This is a genomic window from Meiothermus hypogaeus (assembly GCF_003574035.1).
GTDB classification, from domain to species: Bacteria; Deinococcota; Deinococci; order Deinococcales; family Thermaceae; genus Meiothermus; species Meiothermus hypogaeus.
The window spans coordinates 19042-45903 of the sequence record NZ_QWKY01000009.1 but is presented as its reverse complement, the minus strand read 5'-3'; the positions used below and the strand labels follow the sequence as shown (position 1 = coordinate 45903).

Below are 26862 nucleotides of genomic sequence, written 5' to 3'. Positions count from 1 at the left end.
GAATCGAAGCGCCATAATTCCCGCCATGCTTTGCGAAACACTTAAGAACCACTACCCTGAGTGTTAAATCGTCGTTGCGACCATACAAGCTAGTTGAAGCGACGATTGGTCATCCTCACCTAAGCAGCATCCCGGTGGGGTCGGGCCGCCAGGAGCGCAGCACCTTCATGTAGTTGCCCCGCTCGAAGGCGTCGGGGTTGGCAACGTTAATCTGGCTCATGCTGCCCTGCATCTGGCGGATGGACTCGTACTCGCGCTCTTCCATCCAGTGCTTCAGGTCTTGTAGGATTTCTCCAACGCGCCCCAGTCCGTTTTTGAGCAACTCCGAGGCCATCTGGGTGACCCTGGCGCCGGCCATCATGCTCTTGAGCACCTCGAGGTGGGTGTGCACCCCGCTGGTAATAGCGAAGTCGGCCTGGATGCGCCCATACAGAATGGCGACCCAGGTCAGCGGCAGGCGCAGCTCGTCGGGGCGGCTCAGCACCAGGTTGGGGGTCACTTCGAGGTGCTCCAGGTCGAAGTCGGGCTGATAAAAGCGATTGAAAAGCACCAGCCCCGAGGCCCCAGCCTGCACAAACCGGGCGGCCATGTGAGAGAAGTTGCTGAAGAAGGGCCCCACCTTTACCGCAATGGGGATGGAAAGGCTCTGGCTCACCTCCCGAACCACATCCAGATACATCTCCTCGACCTCGAGGCTGGTCAGGGTGGGGTCGGTGGGCAGATAGTACAGGTTGAGCTCGAGGGCATCGGCCCCGGCCTCCTCCATCAGCCTGGCATACTCTGTCCAGCCACCTGACGATACCCCGTTGAGGCTGCCGATGATGGGAATTTGCGTGTTTTCCTTGGCTTTGCGCAGAAGTTCCAGATACTCGTGGGGCCCCACGTTGAACTCGTGGGCTTTAGGGAAGTAGTCCAGAGCCTCGGCGTAGCTGTGGGCGCCGTACTCGAGGTAATGGTGCAAAGCGTGGCTCTCCTGCTCAATCTGCTCCTCAAAAAGCGAGTACATCACCACAGCGGCAATGCCTGCGTCTTCCAGGCTGCGGATGCCATCCAGGGTGTACGAAAGGGGCGAGGCCGAAGCGACGAGCGGGTGGGCTAGCTTCAGCCCCAGGTAGGTGGTGCCAAGGTCGGGCTGGGTCATACTTCCTCCGTAGCTTTTGCAGGGGTCCGGGCGGCGGCCTCTTGTTCGTGGGACTGGGCCATTTCTTCGTAGGTCTTCCAGCGGGCCAGTATCGCCTCCTGGGCAGCCTGGAACATCTGCTCGGCTTCAGGGTTGATTTGCCTGAGCATCCGGTAGCGGTTTTCGTGCAGGGCGTAGTCCTTGAAGCTGATTTTTGGGGGTCTCGAGTCGAGCTGGAAAGGATTTTTACCCTGGGCTTTAAGGCGGGGGTCGTAGCGGTAAAGCGGCCAGTAGGCCGATTCCGCGGCGAGCTTTTGCTGTTCCATGCCCTTGGCCATATCAATACCATGCGCGATGCAGTGACTATAGGCAATGATTAGCGCCGGGCCATCGTAACTCTCCGCTTCCAGGAAGGCCTTTAGCGTCTGGGCATCGTTGGCGCCCATAGCTACCTGGGCCACATACACATATCCATAACTCATAGCAATGCGCCCAAGGTCTTTTTTAGGTGTAGCCTTGCCGCCGGAGGCAAATTTGGCCACCGCTCCCAGCGAGGTGGCTTTGGAAGACTGCCCGCCGGTGTTGGAATATACCTCGGTATCGAGCACCAGCAGCTTCACGTTGCGCCCGCTGGCCAGCACATGGTCGAGGCCGCCAAAGCCGATGTCGTAGGCCCAGCCGTCGCCCCCCACAATCCACACCGACTTGCGCACCAGCACGTCTGCCAGGCTCAGCAGATCTCTGGCTTTGGGGTCGTCCTGCCCTTCCAGTCGCGATTTCAGCAGAGCAACGCGCTCTCGTTGAGCATCTATGCCCGCCTCATCGGACTGGTCGGCCTGCAGCAGGGCATCTACTAGTTCAGCCCCCAGCGATTCACGCATCCGGCCCAGGAGTTCGCGGGCATATTCGATCTGCTTATCCAGGGTCAGGCGCATCCCCAGGCCAAACTCGGCGTTGTCTTCAAACAGCGAGTTGCTCCAGGCCGGGCCGCGGCCCTCGCGGTTTTGCGTCCAGGGCGTGGTGGGCAGATTGCCCCCATAGATTGAGGAGCACCCGGTGGCGTTGGCAATTAGGCTGCGATCCCCGAAGAGCTGGCTCAAAAGCTTCAAATACGGCGTCTCGCCACACCCGGCACAGGCTCCCGAGAACTCGAAGAGCGGTTGCAGAAGTTGCACGTTCTTGACGCTATTAAAACTCAAGCTGTCATGGCGGGGATAATCGGGCAGGCTTAAGAAGAAGTCCCAGTGCTTTCTGCCCTGTTCACGCAGCGGGAGTTGGGGGGTCATGTTGATGGCCTTGCGCCCGACCTGGCTCTTGTTCTTGGCCGGACAAACCTCCACACACAACGAGCAGCCCGTGCAGTCTTCCACTGCAACCTGCAGGGTGTAGCGCTGGTCTTCCAGGCCCTTCCACATGGCTTTGGCGGTCTGGAAGCCCTCGGGGGCGCTGGCAAAAGCCTCCGGCGGGGCAACTTTCGAGCGAATAACCGCATGAGGACAGACCAGCACACACTTGCCGCACTGAATACAGACGGCCGGATCCCAGAGCGGCACCTCCTGGGCGATGTTGCGTTTCTCCCATCGACTGGTGCCGGTGGGATAGGTGCCATCGGCAGGCAGGGCGCTTACCGGGAGCAGGTCGCCTTTGCCGGCCAGCATGGGCGCGGTGATCTTTTGCACAAACTCGGGCGCCTCGGGCGAGACCACCGGGGGCAGGTGACGGGCACTGGTGGCGACGGCGGGTACTTCCAGCGGGTACAGGTGGGCCAGCGCGGCATCCACCGCCGCAAAGTTTTTGCGCACCACAGCCTCGCCGCGTTTGCCGTAGGTTTTGCGGATGGCCTCCTTGATTTTGTCGATGGCCTCTTCACGCGGAAGCACGCCAGACAGGGCAAAGAAGGCTACCTGCATGACCGTGTTCATCAAGGTGCCGAGCCCCACTTCACGGGCTACCTGATAGGCGTTGATGGCGTAGACCTGTAGCCGTTTCTGGATAATTTGCTGCTGTACCTCGTAAGGCAGGTGGTTCCAGGTCTCGGCGGGGCTGTAGGGGCTGTTGATGAGGAGGGTGGCCCCTTCGGCAGCACTCTCCAGCACATCGAAGCGTTCGAAGAAGCCAAACTGGTGAACTGCCACAAAGTCGGCCTGCTGAATCAAGTAGGTGCTCTTGATGGGCTTGGGGCCAAAGCGCAGGTGGCTGATGGTGCGAGCCCCCGACTTTTTAGAGTCATAAACAAAATATCCCTGCGCATAATAATCGGTCTCTTCGCCGATGATCTTGATGGAGTTTTTGTTGGCCCCCACAGTTCCGTCCGACCCTAGCCCCCAGAACACCGAGCGCTTGACCTCAGGGGGTTCGATGCTCATCTGAGGGTCGTAAGGCAGGCTGGTATGGGAGAGGTCGTCGTGGATACCAAGGGTGAAGTGGTTTTTAGGCGAGGGTTTTTTCATCTCCTCGAAGAGCCCGATGAGCATGGCTGGGGTGAATTCTTTGGAGGAAAGTCCATAGCGGCCCCCGATGACCTTTGGGCGCTTCTCGGCAATGCCTTCCACCACAGCAGTGACCACATCCTGGTACAACGGTTCGCCAGCGCTACCGGGCTCCTTCGTGCGATCGAGAACGGCGATAACCCGGGCGCTCGCTGGAACGGCCTCTACGAAGGCTTCCACACTGAATGGGCGATAGAGCCGTACCTTGATGAGCCCGACCTTCTCACCCCGGGCTTGCAGATATTCGACGGTTTCTTGAGCGGCTTCGGCTCCGGAGCCCATCAGCACCACCACCCGCTCGGCATCGGGGGAGCCGAAGTATTCAAAAAGCTTGTATTGCCGGCCGGTGCGTTCGGCAAAGCGGTTCATGTAGCCCTGCACGATGGAGGGAACCTTTTGGTAAAAGGGGTTGACGGTCTCCCTGGCCTGAAAATACACATCCGGGTTCTGGGCTGTTCCACGGATCACCGGGCGGTCGGGCGAAAGCGCCCGGGCGCGATGGGCCCGAACCAAATCTTCACTCACCAACGCACGCAGGTCGTCATCGCTCAGGGCCTCGATCTTCATCACCTCGTGGGAGGTGCGAAACCCGTCCATAACGTGCAGAAAGGGAATCCGGCTCTCCAGGGTGCTGGCCTGGGCAATCAGGGCGAAGTCTTGGGCTTCTTGTACCGAACCCGCAAAGAGCATGGCCCAACCCGTGGCCCGGGTGGCCATTACATCCGAGTGATCGCCAAAGATGGAGAGCCCCTGGGCAGCAATCGAGCGGGCTGCAATGTGGAAGACCGTGCTGGTGAGTTCTCCAGCAATTTTGTACATGTTGGGGATCATCAGCAGCAGGCCCTGGCTGGCGGTGAAGGTGGTGGTGAGCGCCCCGGTTTGCAGGGCCCCGTGCACGGCCCCAGCAGCCCCTCCCTCAGACTGCATCTCCTGCACCAAAGGAACGGTGCCCCACAGGTTTTTCTGACCTACGGCGCTCCACTGGTCGGCAAACTCGCCCATGGGAGAAGATGGGGTAATGGGGTAGATGGCGATGACCTCGTTGAGCTTATGGGCGATCCTGGCGACCGCTTCGTTCCCATCAACCGTGATGACTTGTGGCATGGTGGCCTCCTGCGAAAGAACCTAGCTCTAATCTAGTCCTTTCCCAAGGGACACATTGCCCTTGGAAATAGGTCACCCCTGGACGTTGATTGAATGGCCAAACAATTGAGCCAGAGCGGTTGGAGGGTGGGCGTAGCTAATGTTTTTGGAATAGATTCCACAGGGTAGATTTTGGGGAACTTTGCAGCAGCCCTCGAAAAGAAATTCGCTCAAACTCCACCACCAGCCCTGGCAAGTAAAATAAAGCTCCATGCCCTATCGTGTGCCTAAAAGCCGCTTGCTGCCCCCGCGCACAGCGCGGGAGGTGGAGCGGGTTCGGTTGTACGAGGTCCTAAATCAGGGCTTTGCCAGGAGCCCCCTGTTGGTGCTGGCAGCCGGGGCGGGGTATGGCAAGTCCACCTTGCTGACATCCTGGCCTGCGGTATGGCTCACGCTGGGAGAGGATTGCTCCGACCCGGTGGTTTTGGGCTGGCATCTGGTTGAAGCCTATAGCCCTAAAGTGGAAGCGGGTTTGGAGGGGGCGATAGCAGCGCTCGAGCGCGGGGCATGGGCCAGCGCGGGAGAGGCTTTGCTGGAAGCCTTGAGCCACCTGCCTGCGCATTTGCTGGTACTGGACGAAGCCCAGCGGGCTGCCAGCCGCGAGGCGGTGGCCTTGATGCGCACACTGAGCCAGCTACCAGGATTGCGAATCGCCGTGCTAACCCGGCGCGCAGCACCCTGGGAAGTGCTGGGGCGGGTACTGGGGGAAAGCGAGCTGGCCTTCGATGCGGCAGAAGCACTGCAACTGGCCGAGGCCATTGCGCCTGAACTGCCGGCTTTTGAGATAGAACAGGCCCATAGCCTGGTGCGGGGTTGGCCCCTGGGTTTGCGGTTGTTGTTGCGGGCCATGCGGCGGGGGGCTAAGCCCGAACAGGCCTTCTATGCCCATCCCGACCCGGCTGGACTGTTGGCCTATTTGGTGCCTGCAGTTCCTGAAAGTGTGCAGCAACTTGCGGCCCGGGCCAGTGTGCTGGGGGAGTTGGGCCCAGAGGAAGCCCACTGGGTAGGTGATTTGCAAGAGCTCGAGCGCTACGAAGCGGATTTGCTCCTCGAAAAGGTCGGTGGGCGGATACGCTTTCATCCCCTGGTGCGCCAGGCTCTGATGACCTTGCTGGAGCCTGCTGAGGTGCGAAATTTGTTGTCCAGGGCCGCAGATACCTCTTTGCGACGTGGGGAGGATGTGCGGGCGGCGGAGTACCTGCTCGAGGCCGGCCGTCTGGGCCATGCAGCAGATTTGGTGCTCAAGAGAGGGGAGGAGTGGCTGGCCAGGGGGCTGACCTATACGGTGCTGGCGATGCTCGAGCGACTATCTGAAAGCATGCTTCATACCCGCCCTACCCTACGCTTTTTGCAGGCTGAAGCCTTGCGACAAGCCGGACGCTACGCAGAAGCAGAGCAAGTTTACCAGCAGGCGCTGGGAGAAGGTGTGGAACGGGCCTTAATTGGTTTGTCTCGCCTGTATCTTGACACCGTAGAACCGGCCAAAGCGAGCGGTTACTTGCTGGCGGCAAAAGCACGCTATCCCGAGGAAGTGGCCCCTTTATGGGCCGAAAACTTACTCAACGCAGGAAGGGTGCAGGAGGCTATTGAGCTAGGGCTGGATGGCCCTCGGGTTTGGCTGCGCAGCGGGCAGCCAGAACGCGCCCTGAGCGAGTTAAGGCAATGGGAGTCCGCAACCACCGCTCGAGCCCCGCAAAACCACCGCGAGGGTACCCTGCTGCTGGCCTTGCTGGAAGCTGTGGCGGGTGATGCCAGGGCCGCCGAAACAGCTGCCCGCAAAGGGCGGCGCGAAGGGGAGACCCTTGGTAGCCCGTTTGTGGTGGCATTGGCGGAAGCACGGCTCGGACACGCCCTGCTGGCGCAGAACCGCTGGCAGGAGGCTGAAGAAGCCTACCGGCGCTCGCTTTCCCTTTCACAAGGAGGGCCCTCGAGGCTCAAGGTAGAGCCCCTGGGAGGGCTTGCCGCGCTGGGAGAAGAGAAGGCTTTTAGCGAGATGGTACGCTTTGCGCGCGAATCGGGCGACGCCTGGGTCGAAGCCTTCATGACCCTGATGGCTGCTCAGGCCCACTTACGCCGGGGCCGGTCTTTTGTACTGCCTGCAATGGTAGGAGTGGATGACCCCTTCTTGCTGGCTTTGGCCCAGAACGCAGACTGGCAATCAGACCCGGGTGGGCTGTTGGAACGCTACCCCTTCTTGTGCAACCCCACCCTGTTCGCTCCTCCCATCCATCGCAGCCGCAGGCTATTGTGGGAAGCCGGAAAGTTGAATGTACCCTATCACCCGGGTGTGAGCGTCGAGATTCGCGCCCGGGGCGTCTTGCGGGTGTGGGTGGGCTACCAGGAAGCTCGCTTCAAGCGTGAGAAGACCCGGGTGTTGTTGGCGCTGCTGCTGATCCGCGACTGGAGCAAAGAAGCTCTGCTGGATACCCTCGAGGTTTCCGACGGGGAGTTCCGCGTGCTCTGGTCGGAGCTTTTGGGTACCCTGGAGCCAGGGCGTCCCAGCCGTGCGCCAGGGTATTTTTTGAAACCCTATGGCCTGGCAACCGTGCCCGAGTTATGGGTGGACTTGTGGCACCCCACCGATGAGGATGTCTTGCCGTTTGCAGGTATGGATCATCCTGAGCTGGAGCGTTTTCAGGCGGCCTGGCTTCAGGGGGTGCTGCAACGCTACCGTCAGAGCGACAGTCCTGCCGATTGGTTCAAGGGGCTGGCCCTCGAGCCCCTGGACGAGGACCTCTATACCAGGCTCCTGCAAACCGAACTGGCCCCTGAGGCCCGGAGGCTTCGGCAAGCTGCATTGCGGGAGCTCGAGCTAGAGGCTTGAACGTGGATACAGCCAGATGGGCCTCAGGTGCTCCTGTGCGAAGAGATGAGCCCGTTCGGCCCAGGCCCGGGCATGCTCAAGCGCTTTTTCGGGCTCTAGCAAACTGGGCTCAAACGGAATGCCCAGTAGCTTTTGCAGCCAGTCGTGCCTGATTTCTACGCCCTGTTCGGCCAGCGCACCCAGCACAGCCAGGCCTACCGGGAGGGCTTTCTCAAGCTCCAGCACATGCACCTGCACCCCGGCGCAAAGCTGGCCCTGGTGCTTGGAAAAGGTAGGTCTGAAGTAGTGTGGCCTAAAACGCACCCCGGCCAGGCCCAGCCCACCCAGCCTTTGGGCCAGGGCCTCTGCATCCAGGCCGGGTGCGCCTGCTACTTGAAAGGGCAGGGCAGTTCCACGCCCTTCGGAGGCCGTGGAAGCCTCGATCAGGGCCATGCCCACATACAGCAGAACGGTTTGCGGGTTGGGCAGGTTGGGCGAGGGGGGCACCCAGGGCAGCCCGCCCGAGCCGAAATTTGCTTGAGGGTCGCAGGGGATTACCTCGAGCCCGGGTTCTACCAGCCGCCCACACTCCCCCAGGGTTAGCCCGTGCCGCAGAGGAACTTCCAGCATCCCCACAAAGGAGCGAAACGCTGGCTGAAGAACGGGCCCCTCGAGGGTAAAGCCCAGGGGGTTGGGTCGGTCGAGTACTACCACACGGGTTCCGCTGATGCGAGCCGCCTCGAGTACTTGTACCAGGGTGGAAACAAACGTATAAAAACGCACCCCTGCGTCTTGCAGATCTACCAGCAGAGTGTCTACCTGCGCGATAAGCTCTGCGATTTCAGCAACACCTTTTTCGTAGAGGCTATGGGTGGGCAGTCCGGTGGCCCGGTCTGTCAGCACTTCTGGGGCCTCGCCGGCCTGCCCAGAACCATCTATTCCATGCTCGGGCCCATAAAGACGCTCGAGTGCGAAACCCCTTTGCAAAAGTGCCACTGCCGAAGGCACGAGTGTCCGGGTGACCCCCGCCGGATGGGTCAGGAGGCCCAGCTTCCCGCTTGTACCCAGCCAGGCGGGGTCGTCCAGGAGCTGCTCCAGGCCGGTAGGCGCGAGCCCAGGGTAAAGGGGTGGGGTATTCATCTTACCTTGCGATGCCGGGTCTATTGCTTCTGCCCAGAACATGCGCCGGGCCAGGCCCCATGTTTGCCGGGATACAATTGGCCGGGATGCAACCAGACCCCCTTGTCCCAGATGCCCATGAGATCTAAACCCAACCGCTACTTCTCGAACATGCTGAAATTGGTGTAGATGATCCGGTTATCGCGGGCGTAGAAGTTCCCCAGGCGGGCGTGACCAGCGGCTACGGCATCGGGTTTGACAATCATGATCACGGGCAGATTCTGGGCCGAGAGCAGCTGCCAGCGATCGTAGAGGCGCTTGCGCTCGTTCTGATCCCCCAGTTGCTCAGCCTGGCGGAAAATCTCCCAGATGTTTTTCTCCCAGGGAAACATCTGGTCGAACTTGGGCTCGCTGCTGCCGCGTTCGGGCCAGACCGAGCGGTGCCAGTAGTTGAGTTGGCCCCCCGGTTGCCAGATGTCCTTGCGGAGCTGGGGGTCGGGCTGGTCGCCGTAGGCCATCAGAATGCTCTCGAAGTTACCGCTGGTAGCAGTAGCCAGCAGGGTGCCCTGCTGAATGCCCTGAAGGTTGAGCTTAACGCCAATCTGCCGCAGGTCGTTTTGCAAAATGGCGGCAATCGCCGAGAAAGGCAGGGAGTCCGAGGCATAGGTGAAGCTGAACTCGAGCACCCTTCCACTGGGCAAGCGCCGTTGTCCATCCGCACCCCGGCGAAGGCCCAGCGAGTCCAGCAGCCCCGCGGCTCGCTCGAGGCTCCACTCACCCAGGTAGCTGCGGGTGTCGTAGTACCAGAACGTACCGGGAGCAACCCCGTGACCGGGCAGACTGGCCAGGCCGTTGTACACATCCTCGATAATGCGCTTGCGGTTCACGGCAAACTGCATGGCCCGGCGGAAGGTCAGATTCCTGAAAAGCTCACGCAGTTCGGGGTTGGGGACATCGAAGTTGAAACCCCAGTGCGGTGGAGAAGTATAGATGGTGCTGCCCCGCAAGACCCGAATTTTTCCAGATGCTACCTCCTGGCGCTTGAGGTCGGGGAACTGAGCCCCGGAAACGGGTACCTGGTCGAGGTTTCCCGCCAAAAACTGGGCTACCTGAATGTTCGGGTCGCGGATGATCAGGTACTCCAGCCGGTCGAAGTAGGGAAGCGGGTTGCCCTGGGGGTCGCGCCGCCAGGAGTTGGGGTTGCGCACCAGGGTTACCTTCTGGTCGGGTACATAGCTTTGCAGAATAAAAGGCCCCGTGCCCACGATTTCCCTGGGGTCGGTATTGGTAGCCCAGACCCGGCTGTAGCCGCTGGGGTCTTCTCTGGGTTTGAACTGGGCCAGCTTGTGCCGGGGCATAATGGGTGAAAAGGTCAGGGCTTGCAAGACGGCTCCATAGGGCTTGTTGGAAACCACCCTGAAGGTCAGGTCGTCTACCTTCTCGAAGCGCAGGGGCACCCCCCCCACCGTCAACGTGGCGGCTTGGTTGGCCCGCAGGTTGGTGTTCGAGGCCACCTCGGTAAAGGTAAAAATCACGTCGTCGGCAGTAAATGGAGTGCCGTCCGACCACTTCACGCCGCTGCGAAGCTTCACAGTGGTGGTGCGGGCATCCCTGGAAATTGTCCAGGACTCGGCCAGTACCCCTACCAGCTCGAAGGTGACCGGATCGAGCTGCATCAACCGATCAAAAACGTTGTTCAGTACGGTGTAGGCAAAGTTATCAATCACCGCAAAGTAATTCCAGCTTTGCGGTGTGGAGCCGAGCGGCAGGGTCAGGGTGCCCCCGCGCTTGCCAATCTCCTGGAACAGGCTGGCGGGCACGTTGGTCTGGCCGGCTTGCTGGGCCATTGCCTTGCTAAAGAGCCAGGGAGCCAGCGCCCCCGTGCCTATGCCAAAGGCGGCCTGCTTTAACAACTTCCGACGGTTCATGTGCACCTCCTTTAGTTGCCTCGAGAGTACGATTGTTTATAGCTAATCCCGGCCCCGTTATGCCCTTGAAGAGATACCCGTACCTGAGGGTTCTTGTCGCAGTTCAAAGCGAGAACTCGTCGTTCGGGTAGGCAATCCTGGCCGTTCAGATATGGATTCATACGCCTCAGCTACCCCATGCCTCAGTCCCTTTGCCGCACATCTGCCGCATCACGCAGCGCGTCCCCCAGAAAGTTATAGGCCAGCACCGAGATAAATATCAGAATGCCGGGTGTCAGCAGCCAGGGGTACAGAGAAAGTGACTGGAAGTTTTGCGCGTCCTTCAGGAGGAGCCCCCAGCTTGCCATGGGTTCTTTGATGCCCAGCCCCAGGAACGAGAGCGCCGACTCCCCAATGATGTAGCCAGGCAGGGCCAGGGTAGCGGTTACGATCAGGTAGCTGCTCAGGTTGGGCACGATGTGCCGCAGGATAATGCGCAGGTTGGAAGCCCCCTGGGCCACGGCGGCGGTTACGTAGTCCACCTCGCGCAAGGCCAGTACCTGCCCCCGCACCACCCGAGCTAGCCCGGCCCAGCCAATAAACGAGAGTACTCCGATAATACCCAGGTAGACGTAGGTGCTGGGCCAGCTCGCCGGAATAACCGTCGAGAGGGCCATCAGAATGGGCAGACGCGGAATGGAGAGCAATACCTCGGTGGTGCGCTGAATGAGGGTGTCGATCCAGCCGCCAAAATAGCCAGAAATTCCCCCAAGCAGAATCCCGATGACAAAGGAGATCAGCACCCCAATCACCCCAACCGTGAGCGAGACCTGTGAGCCGACCAGGATGCGGGAGAACAGGCAGCGCCCAAACTGGTCGGTGCCCAGCGGGAAGAAGTAGCCCTCGGACTCCGGGACGCCAAACAGGTGCCAGTTGGTTTTGAGCCCAAAAAAGCGGTAGGGCTCCCCCTGGGCGATGAAAAAGCGGATGAGGGTGGGGCGGCTGGGGTCTTCCCTATAGCTACTGATGAAGGTTACCGGGTCGCGCTCGCGCTTGAGCTGGTAGACGTAGGGTCGAACCGGACGGCCGTCCCGAAAGAAGTGGATGCGCTGGGGCGGCTGGTAGATGGCATCGGGGTGCTGTACGGTCAGGTTGTAGGGGGCCAGAAATCCGGCGAAGAGAGCCACCCCATACAGCACAATCAGCACCACCCCGCTAATCACGCCGGGTTTGGAGCGCAGAAATCGCCGCCAGGCCAGGTAGAGGGGGTTGTTGCGTTTATCCATGCCGCACCTCTACTCGTAGCGAATGCGGGGGTCTACCCAGGCCAGCAGTATGTCGGCCAGGAGGTTACCCACCATCAAAAGCACCGCCGAAAGCATCAGCAGAGCCATCACCACATACTGGTCTTTGTTCAAGAGGGAATCGTACAAAAAGGGCCCGATGGTGGGCAGGCTCAGCACAATCGAGGCAATGATGGTGCTGGATATGAGGGTAGGGAGCTGGAGCCCGGCCAGGCTGATCAGGGGGTTGATGGCGTTACGCACGGCGTGTTTCCAGAGCACCACCCGCTCGGCCAGCCCCTTGGCTCGAGCAGTGCGGATGTAGTCCTGGTTCAGGACATCCAGCAGGTTGGCCCGCATTTGCCGCATGATGGTGGCAGTGCCGTCGAGCCCAATCACGATGAGGGGAATCCAGAGATGCCCCAGCATGTCCTGAAACTTGGCCCAGCTCCAGGGGGCATCGATGTACTGCGGGCTGAAGAGCCCCCCCACCGTGGTGCCGCCGCTGATGAGCACCAGATAGATGAGCAGCAGCGCTACCAGAAAATCGGGCGTGGCCAGCCCGAAGTAGCCCACAAAGTTGAGCGCAGTCGAGGTAGGGCCGTAGCGGTTCAGTGCGGTGTAGATGCCCAGCGGAATGGCAATTACCCAGGTAGCCAGAATGGTCAGGGCGGCCAGGAAGACCGTCCAGCCCATGCGCTCCCAGATCAGCTCGGAGACCGGACGACTATTCAGGAACGAGAAGCCAAAATCCCCCCGCACGATTCCCCCCAGCCAGTGCAAATACTGCGCCCAGACCGGCTGATCCAGCAGGTACTGGCGGCGAATGTTTTCGACGGTCTCGCGGCTGACGCGGGGATCCTCGAGCATGTTTTCTAAAAAACCCCCCGGCTGAAGCTGTATGACCCCAAACACCAGCACCGAGATGAGGAGCAAGGTGGGTACGGCTACCAGAATTCGGCGAAGTATAAAGGTGGTCATGAGCGACTAAGTTTCAAGAAAACCCGACCGAAATCGGGCGAGCCCAGGAGGCCTTGGAGCTTGCAGGCAGCGCCGGGGCATCTGGATGGGCATGTGCAAGCAATGAGTAACAAAAAAAGGGGTAGGCGAAAGAAGCCTACCCCAGGTCTTTAGCGCTGGAACATCAGTGGCAAGGGATTGAAGCCAGGAATTACGCCCAGGCTATAGATATAGTTGCCATAGCGGTTGGAAACAGCGCCCACCGCGTATTCTTTGGCAATCATGATGACCTGGGCCTCGCGGGCCGCGATGGACTGCCAGCGGTCGTAAAGGGCTTTGCGCTGGGTGAAGTTGGTGGTGCTGGCGGCACGCTCCCACAGGTCGTAAATCTCCCGCTCCCAGGGCAAAAAGTTGTTGAACTGCGGCTGTCCGGTAGGGGTGGTGGGCTGGGTGGCCTGATGCCAGTAGTACAGCGCGCCCCCGGGTTTCCAGATGGGGGTACGTAGCTCGGGGTCGGGCTGGTCCCCCAGGGCCAGCAAAATGGCTTCCCAGTCGGCTCCACGCCCGGTGCCTAGCAGGTTGGCCGCCAGGATGCCTTGCAGGTTGACCTTTACCCCTACACGCTGGAAATCGTTTTGCAGAATGGTGGCGATGGCCGTAAAGACCGCTGAGTTGGAGCCGTAGGTGAGGGTGAACTCGAGGGGTCTTCCGCTCGGCAAACGCCGGATGCCATCGGCACCCCGCGGCAGCCCCAGTTTGTCCAGCGCAGCGTTGGCTGCGTTCAGGTCAAAGCGGCCTTGCAAGCGGGCTACCTCGGGGTAGTACCACTCGGAAAGGGGCGCAACCCCGTAACTGGCCCGCTCGGCCAGGCCGTTATACACATCCTCGATAATCCGCTCACGGTTGACCGCAAACTGCATGGCCCGGCGGAAGTCCGAGTTTTTGAAGAGCGCGGCCAGCTCGGGGTTCTTGGCATTGTAGTTGAAAGACAGGTTAGGGGGTGAGCCAAACAGCGCCCGGAACTGTACGACCCGGAAAGAAGCCCCCTGGGTCTCACGGCGTTTGAGGTCGGGGAACTCGGCACCGGTGATGTTAATCTGGCCCAGGTTGCCTGCCAGGAACTGCGCTACACGAGCCTGGGAATCGGTAATGATCAGGTACTGGACTTGATCCAGGTAGGGCAGGGCATTGCCAGCTGCATCGCGCTTCCAGTAGTTGGGGTTCTTGACCAGCGTAACCTGTTGCCCGGGGGTGTAGCTGCGCAGACGGAAGGGCCCGGTGCCCACCACTTCCTCGGGGTTGACGTTGGTGGGCCAAGCAGTGTTGATTTCGGCTCGAGGCTTGCCTCCCTCCTGGCTGAAAGGCAGCAGCTTGTGCTTGGGCATGATGGGCAGGCGCATGTAATGAATAAAGGCTGGGGCAGGCTTGGGCAGGGTGAAGCGCACCCGGAAGTCCCCCAGCTTTTCAATCTTTACACCGTCGAAGTTGGCCGCATCGCCCCCCCGGGCCTCGGGGTTGGCCACAATCTGGGTGTAGGTGAAGACTACGTCGTCGGCGGTGAAGGGTCGGCCATCGTGCCAGCGCACATCGCGCCGCAAATCGAAGGTGTAGACCCGGCTGTTGGTAATGGTCCAGCGGGTGGCCAGGGCCGGTTCGATCTGGTAATTAGCCAGGTTGTACTCAATCAGACCATCGAACATCTGGTTGGCCAGGTTCTGGATGGCCGAATCAATAGCCCCGTAGTAAAAGAAGGTTTGGGGGGCGCTGGCCAGCGATAAGGTCAGACTGCCGCCTGGCTTGCCTGCGGTTACGCCCAGGTTGGCGTAAGCAGGCATGGTTTTAGGCTGTGCCAGTGCCAGCCCTCCTGCTGCAAGACTGACGGCTATGAGCCACAAGAGCTTTTTCATGGTTTCCTCCGTAAAGTTCTCGAACCCGAGGGGGACATCGCTTTGGTTCAAGGGCGAGTATACGCCAAGCAATATTGGTATGCAAGTGGTATAATACAAAATAACCTATGCACGCTAAACTGAACACCCATTCGGCTACACCGCTGTACCTGCAACTCGAAGCAGTTCTACGTGAGGCATTGGCTTCAGATACCTGGAAAGCGGGTGAAGCCATGCCCCCAGAACGGGAACTGGCCAATCAATTTGGGGTCTCGAGGCTCACCCTGCGTAAAGCCCTGGAGCGCCTCGAGGCCCAGGGTCTGGTACAGCGCCGACAGGGCTCGGGCACCTATGTAGCCCCCCGCCTCGAGCAGCCCCTTTCCACCCTTACGGGTTTTAGTGAGGATATGCGGGCCAGGGGACTGGAACCCAAAGTGCGCTGGCTGAAGCGTGGTTTGTTTACAGCCTCGCCAGAAGAGGTGCTGGCCTTATCGCTTTCACCGGGGGAAAAAGTAGCCCGCCTCGAGCGCGTCCGCAGCGCCCAGGGCGAACCCATGGCCGTCGAGCGGGCCGCCCTGCCTGCGCACCTGCTGCCCAACCCGGAAGAAGTTAAGGATTCGCTTTATGCCTACCTGGAAAGCAAGGGTTTGCGTCCGGTCAGGGCCCTTCAACGCTTGCGTGCAGTAGCGGCCAGCCGGCAGGAGGCTGAACTCCTGGGCATTCGGGCCGATGAGCCGGTGCTCTACATCGAACGGCTGAGTTACCTGGCCGATGGCAGCGTGCTCGAGTTCACCCGCAGCCACTACCGGGGTGACCGCTACGATTTTGTGGCGGAGTTGCGCAGCAATCGCTGATACCAGATTCGGTTGATTCGTTACCGAATGGCAACGAATCAACAGGGCCGAAGTTATCCGCGTAGCGGAGGGCGATACCGCCCCTTGGAAGTTATCCGCGTAGCGGAGGGCGATACCGCCCCTTGGAAGTTATCCGCGTAGCGGAGGGCGATACCGCCCCTTGGAAAGGGAGACACTTTTTTCGCTGACCGTCAGTGAAGGGCCATCGGCCCCCGGCTAGCGCCGGTACTCAAGGGAGGGGTGTGCTCTAGGATTCAAAACGACAACCTATGGGGTTTTTGCTTTTGCAAACTGTCTTTTTTGAATCCGGTATGAGACCGGCGCTAATGCCCCCGCAGCCGAGGGTCAAGGGTATCGCGCAGGGTGTCTCCCAGCAGATTAAATCCGAGCGAAGCCACCAGAATGGCTAGCCCCGAAAACACCGAAGTCCAGGGAGATAGCGTCAGGTAGGCGCGGCCCTCCGATAGCATCTGGCCCAGCGAGGGGTTGGGCGGCTGGGTTCCCAGTCCCAAAAAGGCCAGCGAGGACTCCACCAGAATGGCGGTGGAAAGGGCCAAGGTGGTTTGCACCAGAATCACCGAGGCCAGGTTGGGCAAAATATGCCGCAGGATGACGCGGCGATTGCCGGCGCCAATGGCTATGGCCGCCTGCACATAATCGGTGTTGCGAACCACCAGGGCTGGCCCCCGGGTCAGGCGGGCAAAGGTGGGGATGTAGACGATGCCAATGGCCAGGGCTGCGTTCCACTGGCTGGGCCCCAGCATGGCGATGATGCCAATGGCCAGAAGGATAATTGGGAAAGCCAGAAGCACATCCATCAGGCGCATGACCACGCGGTCGTACCAGCCGCCCACATACGCCGCCGAGACCCCCAACAAGGTGCCCACCAGCACCGCAATGAACACCGAACTGAAGGCCACCATCAAGGAGTTGCGAAAGCCAAAGAGGATGCGGGAAAGAAGGTCGCGCCCAAACTGGTCGGTGCCAAGCCAGTGGGCGCTGGTGGGGCCGGAAAGCCGGGTCAGGATATTTTGCTCGACGGGGCTATAGGGGGCCAGGGTAGGGGCGAGTAGGGCACAGAGCACGACCACCAGGGTCAGCAAGAGCCCCAGCAAACCCAGTGGATTGCGCAATAGGGGCCAAAGGGTTTTTTGCCAGGTGAGGGTCATGCGTACTCCACCCTTGGGTCGAGCTTGGCGTAGATCAGGTCTACCAGCAGGTTAATCAGCACAAAAGCCGTGGTAACCAGCAGGATGGCACCCTGGATCAGCGGGTAGTTGCGCTCGTTGATGGCCCCTAAAATCAGGCGACCCATCCCAGGGATGGCAAACACCTGCTCTACCACAATGGCGCCCCCAAAGAGATAGCCCACCTGAATCCCAATAACGGTGACCAGGGGAATCATGGCGTTGCGAAGGGCGTGTTTGTAGAGCACCACCCGCTCGGAGAGCCCCTTGGAGCGGGCGGTGCGGATGTAGTCCTGATTTAGCACATCCAGTAGCGAAGAGCGGAGCACACGGCTCAGACCCGCCAGCATGGGCAGGGAAAGGGTGACGACCGGTAGCACCAGCCGGGAGAGGTGCCCCCAGGGGTCCTGGCTGAAAGGCACGTAGCCCAGGCTCTGCCAGCCGGGGGCCAGCTTGAACACCAGAAAGATGAGCAAAGTACCCAGCCAGAAGGAGGGCAGGGTTACCCCGGTGATAGAGAAGAGCCGGATGAGGTACTCTGCCCTCGAGTTCCGCCAGTAAGCCGTCAGCACCCCCACCGGAATGGCCAGCCCGATGGCGATGACCAGGGAAAGGACGGTCAGTTCCAGGGTGATGGGCAAGCGCTGCAAGATTTCTTCGCTGATGGGCCTGCCCGTCCAGATGCTTTGCCCCAGGTCACCACGCAGGGCGGCGCTGAGCCAGTCCCAGTACTGCACGAAGATGGGCTTGTTCAACCCCAGCTTTTCGCGCAGAGCGGCAAGCCCTTCGGGGGTAATCTCGGTGTTGGCCCCCAGCATGATCTGCACAGCATCGCCGGGGATGAGCCGAATCATCAGAAAAACCAGCACCGAGACCCCAAACAACACGAACAGGAGGTCGAGCGAGCGTTTGACAAGAAAGGAAAGCATCATGAGGAGAACATAGAACCCAGGGTTGCCGCCGGCTCCAGCGGTACGCGATGCTCCAGTAGCTTGTTGTGCGCCTGGTTTAGAGTCCAGGCTGGGCCCCTGAGGATTCCGGGGTGACCAGGGGCATAGAACCCGCAGACCCCACAAAAGCACGGAGCTCGAGCCCTTTATACCAGATTTGGTTGATTCGTTACCGAATGGCAACGAATCAACAGGGCCGAAGTTATCCGCGTAGCGGAGGGCGATACCGCCCCTTGAAAGGGAGACGCTTTCTTCGCCAACCGTTCGGGAGGGGTGTGCTCCAGGATTCAAAAAGACAACCTATGGGGTTTTTGGTTTTGTAAACTGTCTTTTTGAATCCGGTATTACCGGGCCAACCAGGTATCGCGCAGGTAGATGAGCGAGCGGGTGGGAATGGGCTTGAAGCCCTGCACGTTTTCGCGGGCGGCGGAGAACAGCGTGCCGTAGACCAGGTGCGCGATGGGCCCCTGGCAGGCCAGCTCTACTTGCAAACGGGCATAGATGGGGCGGCGGGCTTCCTCGTTTACGGTGGTGCGGCCCTGGTTGAGCAGGCGGTCTACCGTGGGGTTGGAGTACTTGAAAACGTTGGTCGAGCCGCCGGTGGAGAAGGTACGAAACAGGTAGCCGTCGGGGTCGGCGTTACCGCCATTGATGGAAGCAAAAGTATCGAAGTTGGAGTTGCGCCACTCCTGGATAAACTTGCCCTGCTCCAACACCTCGACCCTGGCCCGGAAGCCGGCCTGGGCGAGCTGTTGTTGCACCACCTGGGCGGCATCCACCACGGTTTTGTTGGAGCCGATCACGATCATGCCAAAGTCCACGCCATTGGGGTAGCCTGCCTGGGCCAGCAGTTCCCTGGCCCGTGCAGGGTTGGTGTTGTAACAGGGGAAGGCACTCTGCGGCGAAGCCCAGGAGCGCAGCCCCAGGGGCCCGGCGGGCGTGCCGTTGCCAAAGTAGACCGCCTGGACAATCTGCTGGCGGTTGAGGGCATAGTTGAGGGCCTCGCGTACTTTGGGGTTGTCGAAGGGTTTGCGCGAGACGTTCATGCCAATCAGGCTGTAGGCCAGATCCTGGGTGGTGATGAGCTTGACGTTGGGGGTATTGCGCAGGGTCACGGCCAGCGAGGGGTCAATGTTGGGCAGGAACTGATAGGTTCCGCTGGCCAGGCCAACCTGGCGGGTTGCTGCATCAGGAACAATGTTGTAGCGCAGGGCATCCAGGTAGGGCCGCCCCTGCCGCCAGTAGCGGGGATGGCGCTCGAGCAGGATGTAGGTATCGGGCACCCATTCCTTGAAGGCAAAGGGCCCCGTGCCCATGGGCCTGCGCTGCATGTCGTTGCCCGCCTTGACGTACTCTTCCGACATTACTGCAATGTTTGCCAACTCAATGAGCATTGGGGCAAACGGCTGGGAAAGCTCGACAACCAGCTGGGTGGGGGAGGTTGCCCGCACATCTTTGATCAGGTTGACCCGGCTGGCGATGGGGGAGCCGGTCTTGGGGTCGCGCACGCGGTTGATGGAGAAAGCGATATCCCCGGCGGTTAGGGGCTTGCCGTCGTGGAAGGTGACCCCCGAGCGCACCTTGAAGGTGTAGGTCAGGCCGTCCGGGCTAACCGTCCAGGACTCGGCCAGGGCGGGGCGGGGCCGCAAACGCTCGTCAATTTCGGTAAGACCCTCGTAGATCTGGCCGGTCACGATGAACGAAGCAAAAGCCGTGGCCACGTGGGGGTCGAGACCCGAGGGAGAGGCGTCTGCTCCTATTTGCAGCGTGCCGCCTCGTACCGGGGTCTGGGCAAAAGACCACCCCATTGCCAATATCAAGGCCATTAAGAAACCAAACCTGCGACCTTTCATAGCGCCTCCTTTTGAGCTTAGGGCTGCTCGGGTGTATTCTATGCCACAAAACTTTGGTACTCAAGTGGTACAGGTGTCCCACCATCGTCTATTGCAGGGTTTGTATCAAATGAGCTGCCGCAGGGTGCGTGCCTGGAGTTTGTGGCGGAGTACCAGAAAAAGCTCGGCCGTTGCCAGGGCATCCCAGAGCGCGTGGTGTTCCAGATGTCCTGGCAGGCCAAACGTGGCCCTGGCGGCTGCCAGGCCGGTGGGAAAGGGCTTGGCGTGCGGCTCGAGCTGTCTGCGCCGTTCGCCCAGCCGGGCCAGCAAGACCACCGTATCCACCACCACCGGCCTGACCCAGGGCTTGCCAGTGGCGCGGAAGTATCGCTGCAAAAAACTCAAATCCACCGAGCTATAGTGCAGCAGCAGGGCACCGTGACCGATACGTGCCTTGATTTCCTCGAGCACCTGTTCGAGTGGAGGGGCGCTGTCCAGCTCCCCCGGCAGGATGTGATGGGCCTTGATGCCTTCGGCGGAGAGTGCACCTGGTCTTATGGGACGAACCAGGCTGTAATAGTGTGCGCCAAACTCGATGATGCCCTTGCGGATGGGCACCATGCCCACGGAAAGAATCTGATCGTCGTGGCTAAGTCCGCTCGTCTCTAGATCCAGGGCCCAGTAGATAACCTCGTTCCAGGCAGGGCTTTTGGGAAAAGGCCAGAGCTTCATAGCAAAAGGCGCGTTATCGCGACGGGTGCTGGATGTGATTAACCCAGCCGGTCGGTGTGGAAGCGGTGGCTCATGGCCTCCTGCATCTCGCGCACCTGCGAGAAGGCTTCTTTGAGATGCCGGCGCTCGAGGGGCGAGAGGCTTTCCAGGGGCACCTTGTTGCTGGGCGTCTCGCCGCGGCGCAGCGCCACCAGCTGCTCGCGCAGGCGCAGTCGCATCAGGAATCCAAAGGCCTCGATAAGGGTCTCGGCTCCGTCCTGGCTAAGTTTGTTCTCTCGAGCCGCGGCCTGTAAACGCTCCACGGTGCCTTTGGCCAGGCTGCGGGCCTCCAGGGCATAGACCCGGGCCAGGCTCACGATGGGGGCGATGCCGCCCTTTTTGATGTCGACCCCGCCGTCTTCCTCCTTGATCTGGCGGAAGAATCCAATGGGCGGGCGGAACTGCAGCGAGGCCCTGGCCAGCTGGGCCAGGAAGATGCCCTTTTCGGCCCCCTGGGCCAGAATACGCTCGAGGGGCTCGAGCGAGAGTTCCCCATGCACCGCGCGAAAATCGAAGAAAATTTGTGCTTCCAGCAGCTCCTGGGGTTTGGGGGCCTCGAGCCAGTGCCGGAAGAGCTGCTCCCACTCGGATAGCGATTTGCGCCACCGGGTGGCCATATAACCCCCAGGGCAGGGGGGAAAGCCGGCTTGAATCAGGCCATTCACCACAAAGTCTGCCAGTTGCTCAAAATAGGCCGCCGTCTCGGGGGCGTCCTGCTGGTAGACCAGGGCGTTGTCCTGGTCGGTGAGGAGGGCTTGCTCCATGCGCCCTTCGGAACCAAAGACGATCCAGGCGTAGGGGGTGGGGGGCGGCCCCAGCCGCTCCTCGGCCAGCTCAAGCAGAATACGAACAAGCTGGTCGTTGAGGGCGCTTACACTGCGACCAATTTCGCTGGCGCCCAGCCCGCCCAGCAAGAGCGATTCAGCCACACCTGAGAGCTCCTGGCCGTAGCCTGCCAGGTCGCCTGGGTTGCGGGTGCGCTCGAGCCGCCGCAGCAGGTAGAGGGGGCTTTTGGTCTGCTGGCGCATGAAGACGGTGTCGGTAATCAGGCCGATAATCTGCCCGTCTTGCTCCAGGGGCAGGTGATGAATGCCCTGACGCACCATGAACGAAAGGGCCTCGAACAGCGGGGTGCTGGCGGGCAGGGTTTTGGCCGGGGCGCTCATCACCTCTTGCAGGGGTGTGTCGGGCCCCTTACCGGCCGCCAGCACCCGGTTGCGCAGGTCGCGGTCGGTCAGGATGCCGGTGGGCTCGCCCTCAACCAGCACCGAGCTGATCTGGTGGCTGCGCATGACCTGGGCTGCTTCGCCCACCGTAAAGGAGCGGGGCACAAACACCGGGGGCCGGGTGACTAGCTCCCCAACCGGCAGGGCCATATCGACATTGACCAGGCCCAACCCCTCGGCCCGTGTGGAAAGCCGCAGGCTTTCGGCCAGCCCCCGGGTAAACATCTCGGCAAAAGCGGGGTACCCCAGCAGCTTTTGGAATACGGCCCAGGGCCAGCGGTACACCAGCAGGTCTTCCTCAGCCACCACGTCAAAAGCGGGGGCGTCCTGCGAAAGGAGGGAAGGGTAGCCGAATAGCTCCCCTTCTTCAAGGTGCAGCACGGGCTGCCCGTCGCGCTCGAGGCGTGCCCCCCCCTTGCGAATCATATACAAATGCTCGCTCTTGGGGCCGTTGCGCGCTAAAACCTTGCTTCCCCTGGGGTAAAAAGTAATCTCCAGGCCGCGTTCTACCTGATGCAGGGCCTCATCTGGCAGCAGGTGAAATGGCGCTTGCTCACGAACAAACTCAATCGGGTTCACAGCCCTATTTTGCCGACTTTTCTGGAGCCTTTTGCCCCTCTTCCGGTAGACGAATAATCAACCCCGAGCCAAGCCAGGCCGAAAGAGGCAGGATGATGCTCAGGGCCTGATTGGCCCCCAAAAACACCTGCAAGGCATAGCCAAGCAGCAGGGCGGGCAGCAAAAGAAAGAAGATGCGGAAAATGCGCTCCAGGCCAGGTTTGGGGGGCAGTGGCCAAAAACGGGAAAAAATCAGACCCAACAAGCCGCCCAGCACCACCGCCGAGGCGATACGCAGCAGGTCAATGGGGGTGGGGAAGGGCCAGCCGGTCAGGTAGTGGCCCACGGTATAAAACAAAAACAAAAACCCCGAAATCCCCAGCAAAAGCCTCAACAAACGCAGGGTAAGGTCGGGGGGCACGTAAACAGGACTCTTTTTTGCAGATTCCATGTTGCCAGCCATAGGGTGATATTACCCAAAAAACTGGGGTGGGCGTCTGCCCACCCCGGCGGTTAGCTAGTGATAATGGGCGTCTTTGGCGCCGCGTGGAATCCGTACCGACTCCACCAGGTCTTGCACTTCTTTAGGAGGTTCGGGGGTCATGCGGGAGACAAAGTAGGTGATGACAAAGTTCAGCACCATGCCCACCGTGCCGATACCCTCCGGGCTCACGCCCAGGAACCAGCGGGGCATGCCAAAGTAGCTGGTGCCGATGATGTAGCTTGCCGTAAAAACCAGCCCCACAATCATCCCGGCAATGGCCCCCTCGCGGGTGGTGCGCTTATCGAAGATGCCCAGCAGTATAGTGGGAAAGAAACTACTCGCAGCAAGCCCGAAGGCAAAGGCCACCAACTGGGCGATAAAGCCCGGCGGGTTTTGCCCAAAGTACCCGGCAATCAGTACAGCCAACAAGATGCCGATACGGGCGATCAGCAAGCGTTGACTCTCGGTGGCCCGCGGATTGATGATGCGGTAGTACAGGTCGTGCGAGAGCGCCGAGGAAATAACAATCAAAAGCCCCGAGGCTGTGGAAAGCGCTGCCGCCAGACCTCCAGCCGCCACCAGAGCAATGATTAGCGGAGCCAGTTTGGCCACTTCGGGGGTAGACAGCACGATGATGTCGTTGTTGATAAAGACCTCGTTGGCGCTGGCGGTATCGGGGTTATTCACGTCGGGGCGGGTCGTGCCCGGAATGAACTTGAAGGCGTTGCCCTTGGCGATGGTGACGATGCCGTTGTTGTCCTTGTCTACGAAGCGCAGCAGGCCGGTTTTCTCCCACTTGGCCACCCAGTCGATTTGCCGCACTTCTTCAAAGGATTTGCCGTGCAGGGTGTTGATGAGGTTGTACCGCGCAAATACCGAGATGGCCGGAGCGGTGGTGTAGAGCAGGGCGATGAAGAGCAGGGCCCAGCCAGCGGAAGCCCGGGCGTCCTTCACGGTAGGTACGGTGTAGAAGCGGATAATCACGTGGGGTAGACCCGCCGTGCCGAACATCAAACATGCTGTGATGAGTAATATGTTTAGCATGTCGAAGCGCTGGAACGGCTGGGTGTACTGGGTAAAGCCCAAGTCCACCTGCAACTGGTTCAGGCGGGTGGTGATATCGCTAAAGGTGAGGGCCAGCTGGGGGATGGGGTTGCCGGTAAGGATGCTGGCAATGGCAAAGGCGGGAATCAGGTAAGCAATAATCAAGACGGTGTACTGTGCTACCTGGGTCCAGGTGATGCCCTTCATGCCGCCCAGCACTGCAAAAAGCGCCGTGACAGCCACCCCAATCCACAACCCTGTTATGCTGGGTACACCCAGATAGCGGGCAAAAACCGTACCCACCCCAACCAGTTGCGGGATTACATAAGTAAAGGACACAAAGATGGCGGCCACCACTGCCACAATGCGCGCGGTCTGGGAGTAGTAGCGGTCGCCTACGAAGTCGGGCACGGTAAACTTGCCAAACTTGCGCAGGTAGGGGGCTAGCAGCAAGGCCAGCAGCACGTAGCCGCCGGTCCAGCCCATCAGGTAAATGGTGCCGTCGTAGCCCAGGGATGAGATGAGCCCCGCCATCGAGATGAAGCTGGCGGCGCTCATCCAGTCGGCGGCGGTGGCCATGCCGTTGGCAATGGGGGGGACGCCGCGTCCGGCTACATAAAAGCCCTCGGTTTCGCGCACCCGCGCCCAGATTCCAATGCCCACATACAAGCCAAAAGTCAGCAACACAATGATCCAGGTCCAGAGTTCTACGCTCATGAGCAGCCCCCTATTCGTGCACGTCGAACTGCTGGTCAATCTTGTTCATCTGCGAAACGTAGATGAAGATCAAGATGACGAAGATGATGATGGAACCCTGGTGGGCAAACCAGAAGCCCAGCGGAACGGCCCCGAGCTTTATGTTGTTGAGGGGCTGAACCAACAGAATGCCAAACCCGTAAGAAACCACTGCCCATACGATAAGCAGGTTACGGATCAGGCTGATGTTGGCCTTCCAGTACGCATCGGCCTTAGCTTTATCCATGCCTAACCTCCATGTAACACAAGTCCGGCCACCAGAGCCATTGGGGTGGTCGCTTTAGCGCTTTTCAGACTTGCGCCATGAATCTAACACCGAGATTGTAGTCTGGCAAGTTATTTGATGTTTTTGTATATCTGCGAAAGTCGTCGCTTTTATTTGATTGATGAGAGCCGCACTCGAGTCGAACGTAGCTTCGCTGGAGGAAAAGCGCAGCGCAGGATTTGTCCATGCAATGCGGTTTGAGCGCTGAATCTAAGTAGTACACCCCTGCATGTCTCGAGGTAGCCTTCGAGGCCTTTTGTGCAACGGATAGAGGGGAATCCCTTATCAGCTCATAACTAGGGCTTATCAAAAGCTACTCTTCCAACGTGCTTAGATCGCCGGGATCGCGCCCCATCTCTTGGGCTTTGAGCAAGCGCCGAAGAATTTTGCCGCTGCGGGTTTTGGGGAGCTTGTCCAGAAACACCAGCTCGCTGGGGGTAGCGATGGGGCCGAGCTCGAGCCTCACGTGCTGCACAATTTCGGTCTTGAGCGCTTCGGTTTTTTCGTGCCCCATCCGCAGTACCACAAAAGCTTTGATGTTTTCACCCTTGATGGGGTCGGGCACCCCAATCACGGCGGCCTCGGCTACGGCGGGGTACGAGACCAGGGCGCTCTCCACGTCTGCCGTGCCGATGCGGTGCCCGGCTACGTTGAGCACGTCGTCGGCGCGGCCCAGCACAGTGAAGTAGCCCTCGGCGGTTTTGCTGGCCACGTCGCCGGCGGCATAGACGTTCCCGGGGAATTCCGTCCAATACTGGGTATAGCGGGTGTGGTTGCCCCAAACGGTGCGCATCATGTGGGGGAACGGGCGCTTGAGGGCCAGCAAACCCCCTGTTCCGGGTGCTACCTCGTTGCCATCGGCATCCACCACTGCTGCTTCCACGCCCGGCAGAGGCACACCCACAAAACCGGGCTTGCCCTCCAGTGTCAGCGGGGTACCCAGGGTGGGGCCGCCCAGCTCAGTTTGCCACCAGTTGTCGGCCACAAAACCGCGCCGGCCGCCATCCATCAGGTGTTCAACCGCCCACTGCCAGGCCTCGGGGTTGAGCGGTTCGCCGGCCACGCCAATGAACCGCAGCGAAGAGAGGTCGTGCCGAGCGGGCCACTCGGGCCCAAACTTCATGAACATGCGCACGGCGGTGGGGGCGGTGAACATTACATTCACCCGATACCGCTCCACAGCCTGCCAGAGGGCTGCCGGGTTGGGGTAGTCGGGCGCGCCCTCGCGCAAGACGCTGGTAATGCCCATCAGCAACGGTGCGTACACAATATAGCTGTGCCCCACAATCCAGCCGATGTCCGAGGTGGCCCAGTAGACATCGGTGTCCTTCACGTCGAAGAATGAGCGCAGGTGGTAAGCGGTGCCCACCATGTAGCCCCCGTGTACGTGCACCACCCCCTTGGGCTTGCCGGTGGAGCCCGAGGTATAAAGGATGAACAGGGGGTGTTCGCTGTCCAGGGGAACGGCCTCAGCTTCGGGCTTGTGCGACCAGAGCAGCTGGTTGAAATTGTGGAAGCGCGGCCCCTCTGGAACCGCTTTGCTGCGGCTGAACCAGACCGTATGCACGTCCAGGTCTTCGATGGCCTGGAGGACAATGGATTCCAGATCCACGGGCTTGCCCCGCCGGTAGGAGACATCCCCTGCGATGACGAGTTTGGCCCCTGCGTCCGTAATGCGTTCGCGTAGGGCCGAAACCCCCAGGCCCGCATACACCACCGAGTGGATGGCCCCAATGCGGGCACAGGCCAGCATGGCCATCACACCTTCCAGGGTGAGCGACATGTAGATAATTACCCGGTCGCCCTTCTGCACCCCCAGGCTTTTTAGCCCGGTGGCCAGGCGCGAAACCCGATCCAGAAGCTCACCATAGGTAAGCTTTTGCTCGCTGCCGTCTTCGCCCAGGTACAAAAGGGCCACCTGGTTGCGCTTGGCGCCTTTGGCATGGCGGTCCAGGGCGTTGTAGGTGATGTTGGTCTGCCCACCCAAAAACCACCTGTGGTCGGGGAAGTTCCACTCGAGCACCCGCTCAAAAGGCTCGAACCAGTGAAACTGCCGGGCTTGCTCACCCCAAAACGCTTCGGGGTCTTGTAGGCTGCGGTTATATTCGGCCCAGAAGTCCGGGATGTTGGCATTTTGGCGTAAGGCGGCGGGGGCTTGGTAACTGACCTTGGATTTTAGCAGTTGCTCGAGTTCCATGGGGCCTCCTGAGGGTTTATCTTTGCAG

18 protein-coding genes are annotated in these 26862 nt (G+C 60.4%); 2 read left to right on the top strand and 16 right to left on the bottom strand.

The window, feature by feature from the left end; all coding sequences use genetic code 11:
- Positions 1–115 precede the first annotated feature (115 nt).
- Together Mhypo_RS03950 and nifJ are read right to left on the bottom strand one after the other, a co-directional pair.
- Positions 116–1141: a dihydroorotate dehydrogenase-like protein gene (locus Mhypo_RS03950; protein WP_119340005.1), complete on the bottom strand. Its 1026-nt coding sequence runs from the start codon at positions 1139–1141 to the stop codon at positions 116–118.
- The gene (gene nifJ / locus Mhypo_RS03945) at positions 1138–4713 is read right to left on the bottom strand and encodes a pyruvate:ferredoxin (flavodoxin) oxidoreductase (protein ID WP_119340004.1); all 3576 of its coding nucleotides are present in this window, start codon (positions 4711–4713) and stop codon (positions 1138–1140) included. Before nifJ ends, Mhypo_RS03950 begins: the two co-directional genes overlap by 4 nt.
- Positions 4714–4963: 250 nt before the next feature.
- On the opposite strand from nifJ, the gene Mhypo_RS03940 reads away from it, so the two are divergent.
- Positions 4964–7576, top strand: coding sequence for a MalT transcriptional regulator family protein (locus Mhypo_RS03940; protein WP_119340003.1), 2613 nt, complete (start codon positions 4964–4966; stop codon positions 7574–7576).
- On the opposite strand, the gene Mhypo_RS03935 is transcribed toward Mhypo_RS03940, so the two are convergent.
- From Mhypo_RS03935 to Mhypo_RS03915, 5 genes are all read right to left on the bottom strand, one after another.
- A complete protein-coding gene (locus Mhypo_RS03935) occupies positions 7565–8695 on the bottom strand; it encodes an exo-beta-N-acetylmuramidase NamZ family protein (protein ID WP_119340002.1) in 1131 nt (376 codons plus the stop codon). The two genes, Mhypo_RS03940 and Mhypo_RS03935, sit on opposite strands and share 12 nt — an antisense overlap.
- Before the next feature lie 137 nt (positions 8696–8832).
- The gene (locus tag Mhypo_RS03930) at positions 8833–10602 is read right to left on the bottom strand and encodes an ABC transporter substrate-binding protein (protein WP_119340001.1); all 1770 of its coding nucleotides are present in this window, start codon (positions 10600–10602) and stop codon (positions 8833–8835) included.
- Between the two features lie 182 nt (positions 10603–10784).
- Positions 10785–11867: an ABC transporter permease gene (locus Mhypo_RS03925; protein ID WP_119340000.1), complete on the bottom strand. Its 1083-nt coding sequence runs from the start codon at positions 11865–11867 to the stop codon at positions 10785–10787.
- Between the two features lie 9 nt (positions 11868–11876).
- The gene (locus Mhypo_RS03920; protein ID WP_119339999.1) at positions 11877–12845 is read right to left on the bottom strand and encodes an ABC transporter permease; all 969 of its coding nucleotides are present in this window, start codon (positions 12843–12845) and stop codon (positions 11877–11879) included.
- A gap of 149 nt (positions 12846–12994) precedes the next feature.
- Positions 12995–14731 (bottom strand): ABC transporter substrate-binding protein, encoded by a 1737-nt coding sequence (locus Mhypo_RS03915; protein ID WP_119340026.1) that lies wholly within the window; start codon positions 14729–14731, stop codon positions 12995–12997.
- A gap of 107 nt (positions 14732–14838) precedes the next feature.
- Here Mhypo_RS03915 and Mhypo_RS03910 point away from each other — a divergent pair, with 107 nt between their 5' ends.
- Positions 14839–15564: a GntR family transcriptional regulator gene (locus tag Mhypo_RS03910; protein WP_119339998.1), complete on the top strand. Its 726-nt coding sequence runs from the start codon at positions 14839–14841 to the stop codon at positions 15562–15564.
- 323 nt (positions 15565–15887) lie between these two features.
- On the opposite strand, the gene Mhypo_RS03905 is transcribed toward Mhypo_RS03910, so the two are convergent.
- The 9 genes from Mhypo_RS03905 to acs all read right to left on the bottom strand — a co-directional run bounded on the left by Mhypo_RS03905 (position 15888) and on the right by acs (position 26834).
- On the bottom strand, positions 15888–16733 hold the full coding sequence (locus tag Mhypo_RS03905; protein WP_119339997.1) for an ABC transporter permease: 846 nt from the start codon (positions 16731–16733) through the stop codon (positions 15888–15890).
- Positions 16730–17683 carry an ABC transporter permease gene (locus Mhypo_RS03900; RefSeq protein WP_240637108.1) on the bottom strand — a complete coding sequence of 318 codons (954 nt, stop codon included), beginning with the start codon at positions 17681–17683 and terminating at the stop codon, positions 16730–16732. The genes Mhypo_RS03905 and Mhypo_RS03900 overlap by 4 nt, the downstream gene beginning before the upstream one ends.
- Before the next feature lie 362 nt (positions 17684–18045).
- Positions 18046–19554 (bottom strand): ABC transporter substrate-binding protein, encoded by a 1509-nt coding sequence (locus Mhypo_RS03895; RefSeq protein ID WP_240637107.1) that lies wholly within the window; start codon positions 19552–19554, stop codon positions 18046–18048.
- Between the two features lie 105 nt (positions 19555–19659).
- A complete protein-coding gene (locus Mhypo_RS03890) occupies positions 19660–20265 on the bottom strand; it encodes a 3'-5' exonuclease (protein ID WP_119339996.1) in 606 nt (201 codons plus the stop codon).
- 38 nt (positions 20266–20303) lie between these two features.
- Positions 20304–22109 carry a putative nucleotidyltransferase substrate binding domain-containing protein gene (locus Mhypo_RS03885; protein WP_119339995.1) on the bottom strand — a complete coding sequence of 602 codons (1806 nt, stop codon included), beginning with the start codon at positions 22107–22109 and terminating at the stop codon, positions 20304–20306.
- A 4-nt stretch (positions 22110–22113) separates the two neighbouring features.
- Positions 22114–22539: a hypothetical protein gene (locus Mhypo_RS03880; protein ID WP_240637106.1), complete on the bottom strand. Its 426-nt coding sequence runs from the start codon at positions 22537–22539 to the stop codon at positions 22114–22116.
- Between the two features lie 66 nt (positions 22540–22605).
- Positions 22606–24333: a sodium:solute symporter family protein gene (locus Mhypo_RS03875; RefSeq protein ID WP_119339993.1), complete on the bottom strand. Its 1728-nt coding sequence runs from the start codon at positions 24331–24333 to the stop codon at positions 22606–22608.
- A 10-nt stretch (positions 24334–24343) separates the two neighbouring features.
- Complete coding sequence (locus tag Mhypo_RS03870; protein ID WP_119339992.1) at positions 24344–24598, bottom strand: DUF4212 domain-containing protein; 255 nt, start codon at positions 24596–24598, stop codon at positions 24344–24346.
- Between the two features lie 352 nt (positions 24599–24950).
- Positions 24951–26834: an acetate--CoA ligase gene (gene acs / locus Mhypo_RS03865; RefSeq protein ID WP_119339991.1), complete on the bottom strand. Its 1884-nt coding sequence runs from the start codon at positions 26832–26834 to the stop codon at positions 24951–24953.
- Positions 26835–26862: the final 28 nt, after the last annotated feature.